The organism is Brevundimonas sp. AVps4 (assembly GCF_058681525.1).
Window position 1 is genome coordinate 1,936,964 of sequence record NZ_CM178741.1, and the last position, 13,178, is coordinate 1,950,141.

Sequence of the window (13,178 nt, forward strand, 5' to 3'; positions counted from 1 at the left end):
ATGCTTTCCATCTCTAACCTCCACGTCTCCGTCGGCGACAAGCCGATCCTCAAGGGGCTGACGCTCGAAGTGCCAGCGGGGGAAGTGCACGCCATCATGGGGCCGAACGGGGCCGGAAAGTCGACCCTGGGTTACGCCCTGTCGGGCCGGCCGGGCTATGAGGCGACGGAAGGATCGGTCGAATGGGCGGGCGAGGACCTGCTGGCGCTGGAGCCGTCCGAGCGGGCGGCCAAGGGCGTCTTCCTGTCCTTCCAGTATCCGATCGAGATTCCCGGCGTCCCGGCCCTGACCTTCGTGCGGACGGCGCTGAACGCCCAGAAGCGCGCGCGGGGCGAGGAGGAGGTGGCGGCGCCGGCCTTCCTGAAGCTTGTCCGCGAAGCGTCCAAGGCGCTGAAGATGGACTTCGACATGCTGAAACGTCCTTTGAACGTCGGCTTCTCCGGCGGAGAGAAGAAGCGGATGGAGATCCTGCAGATGGCCCTGCTGGAGCCGTCGCTGCTGATCCTCGACGAGACGGATTCGGGGCTGGACATCGACGCCCTGCGGATCGTGTCCGAAGGGGTCAACGCCCTGCGTTCGCCCGATCGGGCCATGCTGGTCATTACCCACTATCAGCGCCTGCTGGACTATATCAAACCGGACCGGGTCCATGTGCTGGCGGGGGGGCGGATCGTGGCCTCGGGCGGGCCGGAACTGGCCTTGCAGCTGGAGGCGGAGGGGTATGACAAATACCTGCCGCCGGTGCTCGAGGGGGCGGCGTGAGCGCGACCTTCGCCATCGACCTGACCGACGCCTCGACCTTTCCGTCGCGGCGAGATGAGGCGTGGAAATACAGCGATCTGAAGCGGTATCTTCGCGAGGCGCCTGAGCTGTCCGGCACGGCGACGGTGGGCGCGCCGGGGCCCTTCTATGACCTGGGCGGCGAGGCTGTCGTCTTCGCCAACGGGCGGGCCGTGGGCGTGACCGACTTCATCGCCTCGGGCGAGCAGACGCTGCGGCTGCGCTACATCTCCGACGCCGTGGGCACGGGCCATACGGCGAGCGCGCGGGTGGCGGCGCGGGCGGGCGCCAAACTGCTGCTGCTGGAGACGCATGAGGGGGCGGGCTCGGCCTATGTCGCCCACAATACGCTGGAGCTGGATGTGGCGGCCGGGGCCGAGGTGACGCGCGTCGTCCTGGTCGAGGAGCCGGAGGACGCCATTTCCGTGTCCGAGGCCCATGTGAAGGTCGAGGCGGGCGGCGTCTATCGCCAGACCGTCATCGCCACCGGAGCCAGGCTGCAACGGATCGAGACCCGGATTTCCCACTTCGCCCAGGGCGCACAGGTCCAGGCCGACGGTCTTTATCTGCTGAACGGATCGCGCCACGCCGACCTGACCAGCGTGGTGCGGCACTTGGAGCATGACGGCGCGACCAGCCAGCTGATCAAGGGCGTGGCGCGCGACACGGCGCGGGGCGTCTTCCAGGGCAAGATCGTGGTCGAGCGCGGGGCCGACGGCACGGATGCGCGGATGGGGCACCACGCCCTGATCGCCTCCGAACGGGCCGAGATCGACGCCAAGCCGGAACTGATCATCTACGCCGACGACGTGCAGTGCGCCCACGGCAATACGGTCGGGGCGCTGGACGAGAGCGCCCTGTTCTACATGCAGCAGCGCGGGGTTCCGGCCGAGGAAGCGCGCGCCCTGCTGACCCAGGCCTTCCTGATCGAGGTCATCGACCGGATCGAGCATGAGGGCGCGAGAGAGGTGGCGCGGGAATGGCTGACGGCTCGGTTGTGACTACCTTCGATCCCTATGCCGTCCGGGCGCAGTTCCCGATCCTGTCGCGACAGGTGAACGGCAGGCCGCTGGTCTATCTGGACAATGCGGCCTCGGCCCAGAAGCCGCGCGCGGTGATCGATGCCCTGACAGCGACGATGGAGGGCGGCTACGCCAACGTCCACCGCGGGCTGCACACCCTGTCGAACGAGGCGACCGAGGCCTTCGAGAAGGCGCGCGAGATCGTGGCCCGCTTCCTGAACGCCGAGAGCCCCGAACAGGTCGTCTGGACCAAGGGCGGCACCGAGGCGATCAATCTGGTGGCCAATGGGCTGGGGCTTCAAATCCAACCGGGCGACGAGATCATCGTCTCGGAGATGGAGCATCACTCCAACATCGTGCCCTGGCATCTGCTGCGGGAGCGGCGCGGGGCGGTGATCAGATGGATCCCGGTCAGGGACGACGGCTCGCTGGACATGGCGGCCTATGCCGACCTGCTGGGGCCCAAGACGCGGATGGTCGCCGTCACCCATATGTCGAACGTGCTGGGCACCATCAATCCGGTCGCCGAGATCAGCCGCCTGGCCCATGCCGCAGGCGCTCAGGTGCTGATCGACGGCTGCCAGGGCGCCGTCCATGCGGCGCCGGACGTGCAGGCCATCGGCTGCGACTTCTATGTGCTGACCGGCCACAAGCTGTTCGGTCCGACCGGCATCGGCGCCCTGTACGGCAAGGCCGAGGCGCTGGAGGCCCTGCCGCCCTATCAGGGCGGGGGCGAGATGATCGAGACGGTCGAGCAGGACCGCGTAACCTACGCCAAGCCGCCCCATCGGTTCGAGGCGGGGACGCCGCCCATCCTGGAGGCCATCGGCCTGGGCGTGGCGCTGGAATGGCTGGCGCAATACGACCGGACGTCGGTTCAGGCGCATGAGCATGCGCTGTACCAGCATGCGGTTGATCGACTGCGGGGGCAGAACTGGCTGCGGATCCTGGGGCAGGCGCAAGGCAAGGGCGCGATCCTGACCTTCGCCGTCGAGGGCGCCCACGCCCACGATGTGGCCCAGATCATGGACCGTTACGGGGTGGCGGTGCGGGCCGGACTGCACTGCGCCGAGCCCTTGGCGAAAAGAATGGGGGTGACGTCGAGCACCCGCGCCTCCTTCGCCCTATATAACACGGTGGAGGATGCCGACGCCTTCGTGGATGCGCTGATCAAGGCGCGGAACTTCTTCGTGTAACGCCATGACAGACGACCCTATTCAAGACAGCGACGCCTTCAAGGAAGCCTGGGCCGAGCCGCAGCAGAGCGCCCTGTCTCAGGCCGAGCTGGACAGGCTGACCGAGGATCTGATCGGGGCGCTGAAGACCGTCTATGATCCGGAAATCCCGGTCGATATCTATGAGCTGGGGCTGATCTATCGAGTGGACGTCAATGACGACCGCGACGTGGTGGTGGACATGACCCTGACTGCGCCGGGCTGTCCCGTCGCCGGCGAAATGCCGGGCTGGGTCGAGACGGCGGTGGAGAAGGTGGAGGGCGTCCGCAGCGCCAAGGCCAATCTGGTGTTCGACCCGCCGTGGGACGCCTCCAAGATGAGCGACGAGGCCAAGCTGGCCCTGAACATGTTCTGATGAGCGAACTTCAAACCACATCCCGTCCCCGCCGCCCGCGCCCCAAGGTCGTGACCCTGACGGACGCCGCCGCCGCGCGCGTGCGCGAAATCCTGGACAAGGCCGACAACAGCCACATCGGCCTGCGGATCGGCGTCAAGAACGGCGGCTGCGCAGGCCAGGAATACACCTTCGCCTATGCCGATGAGATCGGCCCCCTGGACGAGGTGGTCGAGGACAAGGGGGTCACCATATTGATCGAGCCCAAGGCGGTGCTGTTCCTGATCGGCACCGAGATCGACTATGAGACGACCCGCCTGTCGTCGAAGTTCGTCTTCAACAATCCCAACCAGACCGACGCCTGCGGCTGCGGCGAGAGCGTCACCATCGTGCCGGCGGCGGGCTGAGGCATGCTCTAGGTTCAAGCGACATTCAGCTTCCTGCGGTCAGGCCGCTCTTCCCGCGTCAGAGGGCCTTGATGCGGCGACCGGGTTCATCACAGCGATCACGGCGGATTCACAGCGGTCACGACGCCATCGGAACGCGCCGTGTCCGCCGTGACCTCGTCGTGCCCCGTTGTGATGAACCCAATAGAGTCTTCAACGCCGACGCGCCTCTCCTGGGTCGGCGGCTGCGCGCCGCCCGGCGGGACGGCGGCAGGCCCAATGTCGATTGGCCCTAGCCGAAGGTGAAGGCGAAGACCTGGACGCCGGGATCCAGAAATTCGATTTCGAAGGTGCGTTCGCGCACCGGGCCGGCTTGGCGGATCAGCTGATACAGACGCTGGCGGTCGATGCGGCCCTGGCCCTCGACGTCGATGTCTGATCCCGCGTCCGATCCCGGCGCGGCCCCGTCGATCCGGACCCGGAAGCGTAGCCCGGCGGCGCCTTCACCCGGCCCCATGACCAGATGCAGGTCGCGAGCCTTGAACCGGAAGGCCAGGCGTCCGCCCGGCGCCGTCAGGGCGGCGTGTTCCCGCGTCACCCGCCAGGAGCCCGCCAGGCTCCAGTCGTTCAGCTGTAAGGCCGCCGGCCCATAGGTCTTGACGGCGTCGCGCGCGAAACCACCGGGCGAGCGGAAATTCTCGGCCCTGGCGTAGCCGATATAGGTCTCGGGCGAGGCGAGCTGGGCCATGTCGGCGGCGGCCTCGGCGCCCTGGGCCTGGACCTGAACCAGGTCAGAGGCGACGTCGGCGGCGCCCGCCTCTTTCAGCAGTTGCTGAATGACCCGTTCGGACCCGTCATAGTCGCCCTCGCCGAAATGGTGGTGGCGGATCCGGCCCTGGCCGTCGATGAAATAGTGGGCGGGCCAGTACTGGTTCTTGAAGGCGCGCCAGACGGCGAAGTCGTTGTCCATGGCTACCGGATAGGCGACCCCGAGACGGGCGACGGCCTCGCGCACATTGGCCTCGGACTTTTCGAAGGCGAACTCGGGCGTGTGGACGCCGATCACAACCAGTCCCTGATCCTTATATTTTTCGGCCCAGGCGCGGACATAGGGCAGGGCGCGCAGGCAGTTGATGCAGGAATAGGTCCAGAAGTCGACCACCACCACCTTGCCGCGCAGTTGCTCGCGGGTCAGGGGCGGCGAGTTGATCCAGGTCGTGGCGCCGGACAGGGGCGGCATGACGCCCTCGACCGGCAGGTTGTTCAGGTCGGCGGGGGCGGTGTTGGTCGGGACGCCGCGGCCGACCGTCGTCAGCAGGGCCTGTTCGAGCCGTCCCGTGCCGGCGGCCGAAATCCGGGTCAGCAGGCCGGTGTCCAGGCCCAGAGCGATGGCGGCGACCCCGACCAGAACCAGAACCCCCAGGCCGCGCCGCACCCATTCGCCGACGCCCAGGGCGCCCTTCATCGCCTTGAACACCCGCCCGCCGACCAGCAGGGCCAGGGCCAGGGAGGTGGCGGCGCCGGCCGCATAGGCCAGCAACAGGACGGTCGAGCCGACGCCGGCGCCCTGCAAGGCCGCGCCGGTCAGGATCAGCCCCAGGATCGGGCCTGCGCAGGGCGCCCACAGCAGGCCGGTCGCCACGCCCAGCAACAGGGAGGATCGCACCTCGCCCCGGTCGTCCGAGCCGCGCTGGACGCGATCGGTCAGCCAGGACCCGGCCGCCACGAAGGGCCGCATCAACCGGTCCCCTACGGCAGGGATCAGCAGGCTGAGGCCCAGCGCCGCCATGACCGCCAGAGCGATCCATCGCCCGACCTCATTGGCCCGCACCGCCCAGCCGCCGCCGAGCGCCGCCAGACTGGCCACCCCGGCGAAGGTGACGGCCATGCCGACCAGGAGGGGCAGGCCGTTGCGGACGAACGGTCGATCCGCCCGAGCGAAGACGAACGGCAGGACGGGCAGGATGCAGGGGCTGACGATCGTCAGGACGCCGGCGAGATAGGACAAGAGAAACAGGATCATGCGGGCGCCCGATGCGGGTGGGGTTCTCCACATACGAAGCCGGGCGGCCTTCGGTTACCCCGCCGATGACATTATCTCCCACAGATAGACGACCTGCCGGCCGCGAACGGGCTAGACTTCGCGCTTCCGATCCCCGATTCGCTGGCCCATGACGATCCACGCTCCGCCGCCGGAAGGCGGCCGTATCATTGACGAGCCGATGGAGACGGCGCTCAGCCGTCGCTATCTGGCCTACGCCCTGTCGACCATCACCAATCGCGCCCTGCCGGACGTGCGCGACGGGTTCAAACCCGTGCACCGGCGCATCCTGTACGCCATGCACCAGATGCGGCTGAACCCGCAGGCGGCGGCGCGCAAATGCGCCAAGGTCGTCGGGGAGGTCATGGGTGGATACCACCCGCACGGCGACGCCTCCATCTATGAGGCCCTGGTGCGCCTGGCCCAGGACTTCGCCCAGCGCTATCCGCTGGTCGACGGCCAGGGGAATTTCGGCAATATCGACGGCGATAGCGCGGCGGCCATGCGCTATACCGAGTGCAAGCTGACCCCGGCCGCCGTCCTGCTGCTGGAGGGGATCGACCAGGACGCGGTCGATTTCCGCCCCACCTATGACGACCAGGACGAGGAGCCGGTCGTCCTGCCCGCCGGCTTCCCCAATCTGCTGGCCAACGGCTCGTCCGGCATCGCCGTGGGCATGGCCACCTCTATTCCGCCGCACAATGTCGGCGAACTGATCGACGCCTGCCAGCTGTTGCTGGAGCGGCCCGAGGCCACCACTGCCGAGCTGGTGCAGTTGGTCCCCGGACCCGACTTCCCCACCGGCGGCGTGGCTGTCGAAGGCCGCGCAGCCATTCTGGACGCCTATGAGACGGGCCGGGGCGGGGTACGGCTGCGCGCGCGCTGGGAGACCGAGGACCTGGGCCGCGGCGTCTGGCGGATCGTCGTCACCGAAATGCCGTACCAGGTGCAGAAGTCGCGCCTGATCGAGGCGCTGGCCGACCTGATCGAGCAGAAGAAGGCGCCCCTGCTGGGCGATGTGCGCGACGAGTCGGCGGAGGATATCCGTCTGATCCTGGAGCCCAAGAATCGGACCATAGAGCCTGAAATGCTGATGGAAAGTCTGTTCAAGCTTTCCGATCTCGAGGTCCGTTTCCCGATCAATATGAACGTGCTGGACGCCGACGGCACGCCGCGCGTCATGGGGCTGAAGGCCTGTCTCAAGGCCTTCCTGGATCACCGGCGCGAGGTGCTGAACCGACGGTCGCAATGGCGGATCGCCCGGGTCGAGAAGCGGCTGCACCTGCTGGAAGGCCTGCGCATCGTCTTCCTGAACCTGGACGAGGTGATCCGCATCGTCCGCGAGGAGGAACAGCCCAAGGCCGTCCTGATCGCGCGCTTCGGCCTGACCGAGGTCCAGGCCGACTTCATCCTCGACACCCGGCTGCGGCAGCTGGCGCGTCTGGAAGAGATGACGATCGAGAATGAATTCAAGGAGTTGTCGGAAGAACTTGCCAATCTGAAGGCGCTTACGTCGTCGGAAGGCAAGCAGTGGAAGGCTGTTTCCAAAGAGCTTGAGGCGGTGCGCAAGGCGCTGATCTCGCCGCGGCGCACGACGATGGGCGAGGCGGTCGACGCCTCGGCCTTCGTGGCCCCCGAGGCCTTCATCCCGCGCGAGGCCATCACCGTCATCCTGTCGGAGCGCGGCTGGATCCGCGCCGCCAAGGGCAAGGTCGAGGATCCTTCGGAGCTGAAGTTCAAGGAAGGCGACAAGCTGGCCTATCTGGTCCCGGCCTATACGACCGACAAGCTGCTGGTCGGGGCGTCGGACGGCCGGATCTTCACCATCGGCGCGGACAAGCTGGCGTCGGGCCGCGGCCACGGCGAGCCGCTACGGCTGATGATCGATCTGGACGAGAAGGCCGAGATCATCAATCTGCTGGCGCACCAGCCGGGCGGCAAGCTGCTGATCGCCTCAAAGGCCGGCTACGGCTTCATCGCGCCCGAGGACGACACCCTGGCCCAGAAGCGGGGCGGCAAACAGGTGCTGAACGGCGAGATGCTGGCCATGCTGCGCGTGCCGACCAGCCCTATGGGGGATCACGTCGCGACGATCGGCGAGAACATCAAGACCTTGATCTTCCCTCTGGCAGAACTGCCCGAAATGGGGCGCGGCAAGGGTGTGAAGCTGCAGAGCTTCAAACAGGGCGGCCTGGCCGATGTGACGGTCTTCAACGCCGAACAGGGGCCGGAATGGGCCGACGGCGGCGGTCGGCGGCGCAACTGGCCCGACTGGAAGGACTGGCTGGGCAAGCGCGCCGGGGCCGGTCGCCAGGGGCCGAGGGGATTGCGGAAGTTCAGATAGGGGGCGGCTGGTCTTCCAGCCGCATCCAGCCCAGCTTGCCCAGCACCTCCAGGGGGCGGAAGTCGGCCTTGTAGTCCATCTTCTCCGAGCCCCGGACCCAGTAGCCCAGATAGACGAAGGGCAGGCCCACCTGGGCCGCCTGACGGACATGGTCGAGGATGGCGAACCGACCCAGACTGCGGCGGTCAAGACGCGGGTCGTAGAAGCTGTAGACCATGGACAGGCCGTCTCTGAGCAGGTCCGTCAGGGTCACGGCGACGAGGTCGCCGGGGCCGCCGTCGTCGGACGGCAGGCGGTATTCTATCAGATGGGTGCGGACGGCCGTGTCCTCGACCATGGCGACATAGTCGAGCCAGCCCATATCGCTCATGCCGCCCAAGGGATGGCGGCTGGTCAGATAGCGGCGCAGCAGCTGGAACTGTTCGGTCGTGGCCTCGGCCTCGACCAGGGCGCGCGTCAGGTCGGCGTTGCGCGCCAGAACCTTGCGCTGGGATCGGCTGAAGGCGAAGTCCGGCACAGGCAGGCGGACGGAGACGCAGGCGTCGCAGGCTTCGCAGGCGGGGCGATAGGCGATGTTCTGGCTGCGGCGGAAACCCGCCAGGGTCAGTTCGTCATTGACGTGGGCGCCGTCCGAAAAGGGGAGGTTTGCGAAGACCTTCCGTTCCGTCTTGCCCGGCAGATAGGGACACGGGGCGACCGAGGTCATGAAGAACCGGAGCTGGCGTGTCGGCACATGTTGGGTCACGACTCTAGGTCCGCACCCGATCTGGCCCAAAATAGGACGGTCTGACGCTCATGCCGCGATTTGGCGCGATTGAGCGCTCGGCGGCAAGCGCCAGGGCGCCACAGCCGCTCAGGATCACAGCGAGGTGTCCATAGGCAGGACCGGGGCCTCGCGCAGCAGGACGATGGCGATGCGGCGGTTGCCGGGCAGGCTGGGATCGTCGGGATAGAGGGGGTCAGAGCCCGCCTTGCCGGCGACCGAATAGACCCGATCGGGGTCCACGCCCGCGCTTTGCAACACGAGCCGCGAGCCGTTGGCCCGTTCGGAGGACAGGGTCCAGTCCGCCGGGCCGCTGGCGCGGTTCGAGCCCGGCGTGGCGCTGGTGTGGCCGGTGATGGAGATGCGGTTGGGCAGCTGGTTGATCACCTTGGCGACGGCGCGCAGCAGGATCTGGGCCCGCGCATTGGGCCGGGCCGAGTTGTTGTCGAACATGGACCGGCCTTCCTGGTCCACCAGCTGGATGCGCAGCCCCTCCGGCGTCTGATCCACGATCAGCTGTTTCGACAGTTCGGCCAGTTCCGGCATGGACTGCATGGCCTGACGCAGCGATTCCGCCGCGCTGGCGAACTCGGCCGCCTCGCGCTTCTGGATTTCGGCCTGCAGGGCGGCGTCGCTGGCGGAGGCGAGGTTTGAGCTGGGGCCGGTGTTGGTCGTCTCCGGCGGGGCCTCAGGGGCCAGCTGTTCGATGACCGACTGCGAGCCGGAGCTCTTGGGACCGTCGTCGCCCAGCGCCGTGCCGCCCAGAAGGCCGCCCGAACCCGAGGTGGTTTCGGACACGCTGGCGGGGGCGAAATATTCGGCGATGCCCTTCTTCTGTTCCGGGTCGGTCGTGTTGATCAGCCACATCAGCAGGAAGAAGGCCATCATGGCCGTCACGAAGTCTGCATAGGCCACCTTCCAGGCGCCGCCGTGGTGGCCTCCGCCGGAAACCTTTTTCACCTTCTTGATGAGGATCGGACGATCGCTCACGGACATGGACGCACCCCGGCAAGTTCGCGGCAGCATGACGCGGCAAGGTTAACCGCCCGTTGACCCCCAGCCTGGGTTGAACCCTGGGGCGACCCAGCCTAGTCCAAGGCGGAAACACGGGAGCCTGCCATGAAGATCGCTTTCGCCGGCCTCGGGGTCATGGGCGCCCCGATGGCGCGCCACCTGGTGAACGCCGGCCATCCGGTCGTCGGCTTCAACCGCACCCCCGCCAAGGCCCAGGCCTGGGCCGAGGCCGTGGGCGCGCGGGCGGCCGAGACCGTGTCGGAGGCGGCGCAGGGGGCGGAGCTCTTCATCCTGTGCGTCGGCAATGACGACGACGTGCGGGCGGTCGTGACCGAGGCCCTGCCGCACCTGGCCGAAGGGGCGGTCATCGTGGATCACACCACGACATCGGCCAAACTGGCGCGGGAAATGGCCCAGGCCGCGGCCGAGGCGGGGCGCGTCTTCATCGACGCCCCGGTCTCAGGCGGTCAGGCGGGCGCAGAAAACGGCCAGCTGAGCGTCATGGCCGGCGGCGAGGCCGAGGCCCTGGCCCGGGCGGAACCGGCGCTGACGGCCTATTCTAAGGCGATCAAACATATGGGGCCGGCGGGCTCGGGCCAGCTGACCAAGATGGTCAATCAGATCGCCATCGCCGGCGTGGTCCAGGGCCTGGCCGAGGCGGTCCATTTCGCCCAGGTCGCGGGCCTGGATACGGACGCGGTCTTCGAGGCGGTATCCAAGGGCGCGGCCCAGAGCTGGCAGATGGACAATCGCTGGAAGACCGCCGCCCAGGGCCGTTTCGACTTCGGCTTCGCCGTCGATTGGATGCGAAAGGACCTGGGCCTGGTTCTGGACGAGGCGCGGTCGAACGGGGCGCGTCTGGCCCTGACGGCTCTGGTCGATCAGTTCTACGCCGAGGTTCAGGCCATGGGCGGCAATCGCTGGGACACCTCCAGCCTGGCGGCGCGGCTTCAGCCCAAGGACTGAAGCCGCCGGTACGGGCGGGTTAAGCCGTCTCCCAGCCCTTTTCGATCGCCCAGACTGCGAAGGCGTAGTCGTGGGCGACCTCCTTCAGATAGTCGAACCGGCCGGCGGCGCCGCCGTGGCCGGCCTCCATATTGATCTTCAGCAGGACGGGCTTGCCCGAGGTGGTGGCGGGCCGCAGTTTGGCGACCCACTTCTCCGGCTCCCAGTAGGTGACGCGCGGATCGGACAGGCCGCCCGTCGCCAGGACGGCGGGATAGGCCTGGGGCTTCACCTGATCATAGGGGCTGTAGCTCATCATATAGTCGTAGGCGTCCGGATCCTCGATCGGATTGCCCCATTCGGGCCATTCCGGCGGCGTCAGCGGCAGGGAGGTGTCGCTCATGGTGTTGATGACATCGACGAAGGGCACCTGGCCGATGATTCCGGCCCAGAGGTCCGGCCGCATATTGTTGACGGCGCCCATCAGCATGCCGCCGGCCGATCCGCCCTGGGCCACGATGTTTCCGGCCGTGGCGTAGTTCTGCGCGATCAGATGTTCGGCGGCGGCGATGAAATCGGTGAAGGTGTTCTTCTTGGTCATCCGGCGGGCGCTGAGGAACCAGCCCCAGCCCTTGTCCGATCCACCCCGGATGTGGGCGATGGCGTAGATCCAGCCGCGATCCACCAGCGACAGCCGATTGGTCGAGAAGCCGGCCGGCATAGGTATGCCGTAGGAGCCGTAGCCGTAGAGCAGCAGGGGCGCTGAGCCGTCGATCGGCGTGGTCCGACGGCGCAGGACGGTGACGGGCACCAGCTGGCCGTCGGCCGCCGGGGCGTTCAGCCGTTCGACCACATAGTCTTCGATATTGTGTCCCGACGGGATTTCTTGAGTCTTGCGCAGCGTGCGCTCCCGCGACGCCATGTCGTAGTCATAGGTCTGGGTCGGGGTGGACGGCGAGTTGTAGCTGTAGCGGGTCGTCGTGGTGTCGAACTCCGACGCGCCCGACAGCGACAGGGCGAAGGCCGGTTCATCGACGGCGATCGCATGTTCGGCCCCGGCGCGATCGCGGATGATGATGCGGGTGTTGGCGTCGGCCCGTTCCTGGCGCGCCAGATGATGGCGGGTCAGGTCCATCCCCTCGATGAAACGACCCGGCGTGTGGGGGACGAGATCCGTCCAATGCGCCCTGCCGGGCGTTTCGGTCGGCGCCTGAACGATCTTGAAGTCGATGGCGTCGTCGGCGTTGGTGCGGATCACCCAGCGGTCGTCCCAGTGATCGACGTCATAGCGGACGGCGACCTGACGCGGCTCCAAAACGACCGGCGCAGCGGTCGGGTCGTCGGCGGGGATGTAGCGGGCCTCGGACGTTTCCTGGTTCTGGATGCCGATGACGATGAACCTGTCGTCGGCGGTGCGGCCGACGCCGATGAACATGCCGTCGTCCGCCTCCTCATAGACCAGGGTCGTCTCGCCGCCGCGCGCCGGGCGGCGGAAGATCTTGTCCGGCCGTCCGTTGTCGTCGCGATTGGTCCAGAAAATCCACCGGCTGTCAGGCGAGAAGGTGAAGTCGCCGGTGGCGCTCTCGATCACATCGGGCAGGACGGCGCCGGTCGCCAGATCCTTCACATAGATCTTGTGCACCTCGGACCCTTGCGCGTCCTCGGCATAGGCGAACAGGCTGTGGTCGGGGCTGTGGGCGGCGGCCGAGACCTCGGAATAGGCCTTGCCTTCGGCCAATTCATTGGCGTCCAGCAGCAGTTGGGGAGTCGGGGCGACGATGAAATTCTTCGTCACCGGCCGGCCATCGACCATCCAGGTTCCCTGGCGCTCGACGCGCATGTAGCGGGGATGCTGGTCGCCCGTGCGGTACTCGACATAGTAGGTCCAGTCGCCGTCAGGCGCGGGGACGGAACTGTCGTCCTCCTTGATGCGGCCGCGCATCTCCTGGAACATCGTCTCCTGAAGAGGGAGTGTGGAGGCCATCATGGCTTCGCGATAGGCGTTTTCGGCTGTCAGATGCTCTTTGACTTCGGCCTTGATCAGGGTCGGATCGCGCAGCACCGCCTGCCAATTGTCGTCCTTCATCCACTGGTAGTCGTCGGTGCGGGTGCGACCCAGCTGTTCGATGACGACGGGGATCTTCTTGGCGACAGGGGGTTGGGGCATCGAGGCTCCGGAAGACTGGCGGGCGAGGGCGGGGGAGGCCGAGGCGGCCAAGGCCGTCGCAGCGGTGGACAGGAGGATTTGGCGTCGGTTCATGATCGGCTCCCGGGCGTGAGGAGGCGACCTTGGGCGTTCGGGGCGCCCAAGGTC

Annotated in this window: 11 protein-coding genes; 7 read left to right on the plus strand and 4 right to left on the minus strand. The window is 67.4% G+C overall.

The features are described 5' to 3' along the window. From sufC to ACW178_RS09620, 5 genes are read left to right on the plus strand one after another with little or no spacing between them, the layout of a single operon-like run. Window positions 1-762 (plus strand): Fe-S cluster assembly ATPase SufC, encoded by a 762-nt coding sequence (gene sufC / locus ACW178_RS09600; protein ID WP_191555585.1) that lies wholly within the window; start codon window positions 1-3, stop codon window positions 760-762. Beyond that, the gene (gene sufD, locus ACW178_RS09605; protein ID WP_287104394.1) at window positions 759-1,781 is read left to right on the plus strand and encodes a Fe-S cluster assembly protein SufD; all 1,023 of its coding nucleotides are present in this window, start codon (window positions 759-761) and stop codon (window positions 1,779-1,781) included. Before sufC ends, sufD begins: the two co-directional genes overlap by 4 nt. Further along, window positions 1,760-2,998: an aminotransferase class V-fold PLP-dependent enzyme gene (locus tag ACW178_RS09610; RefSeq protein ID WP_287104395.1), complete on the plus strand. Its 1,239-nt coding sequence runs from the start codon at window positions 1,760-1,762 to the stop codon at window positions 2,996-2,998. Before sufD ends, ACW178_RS09610 begins: the two co-directional genes overlap by 22 nt. Window positions 2,999-3,002: 4 nt before the next feature. Continuing rightward, complete coding sequence (locus ACW178_RS09615; protein ID WP_287104396.1) at window positions 3,003-3,392, plus strand: SUF system Fe-S cluster assembly protein; 390 nt, start codon at window positions 3,003-3,005, stop codon at window positions 3,390-3,392. Further along, a complete protein-coding gene (locus ACW178_RS09620; RefSeq protein ID WP_287104397.1) occupies window positions 3,392-3,778 on the plus strand; it encodes a HesB/IscA family protein in 387 nt (128 codons plus the stop codon). Before ACW178_RS09615 ends, ACW178_RS09620 begins: the two co-directional genes overlap by 1 nt. A gap of 271 nt (window positions 3,779-4,049) precedes the next feature. On the opposite strand, the gene ACW178_RS09625 is transcribed toward ACW178_RS09620, so the two are convergent. Next, entirely contained in the window at window positions 4,050-5,780 is a 1,731-nt protein-coding gene (locus tag ACW178_RS09625; protein WP_287104399.1) for a cytochrome c biogenesis protein DipZ, read from the minus strand. A 148-nt stretch (window positions 5,781-5,928) separates the two neighbouring features. Here ACW178_RS09625 and parC point away from each other — a divergent pair, with 148 nt between their 5' ends. After that, the gene (parC, locus tag ACW178_RS09630; protein WP_287104400.1) at window positions 5,929-8,142 is read left to right on the plus strand and encodes a DNA topoisomerase IV subunit A; all 2,214 of its coding nucleotides are present in this window, start codon (window positions 5,929-5,931) and stop codon (window positions 8,140-8,142) included. Here parC and ACW178_RS09635 read toward each other — a convergent pair. Together ACW178_RS09635 and ACW178_RS09640 are read right to left on the minus strand one after the other, a co-directional pair. Continuing rightward, a complete protein-coding gene (locus ACW178_RS09635; protein ID WP_183215627.1) occupies window positions 8,135-8,887 on the minus strand; it encodes an arginyltransferase in 753 nt (250 codons plus the stop codon). The genes parC and ACW178_RS09635 overlap by 8 nt on opposite strands. A 114-nt stretch (window positions 8,888-9,001) precedes the next feature. Continuing rightward, window positions 9,002-9,901 carry a flagellar motor protein MotB gene (locus tag ACW178_RS09640; RefSeq protein ID WP_152950202.1) on the minus strand — a complete coding sequence of 300 codons (900 nt, stop codon included), beginning with the start codon at window positions 9,899-9,901 and terminating at the stop codon, window positions 9,002-9,004. Window positions 9,902-10,024: 123 nt separating this feature from the next. Here ACW178_RS09640 and ACW178_RS09645 point away from each other — a divergent pair, with 123 nt between their 5' ends. After that, window positions 10,025-10,885: an NAD(P)-dependent oxidoreductase gene (locus tag ACW178_RS09645; RefSeq protein ID WP_464158487.1), complete on the plus strand. Its 861-nt coding sequence runs from the start codon at window positions 10,025-10,027 to the stop codon at window positions 10,883-10,885. A gap of 19 nt (window positions 10,886-10,904) precedes the next feature. On the opposite strand, the gene ACW178_RS09650 is transcribed toward ACW178_RS09645, so the two are convergent. Beyond that, window positions 10,905-13,124, minus strand: a complete 2,220-nt coding sequence (locus ACW178_RS09650) for a S9 family peptidase (protein ID WP_183215623.1) — start codon at window positions 13,122-13,124, stop codon at window positions 10,905-10,907. Between the last annotated feature and the right edge of the window lie 54 nt (window positions 13,125-13,178).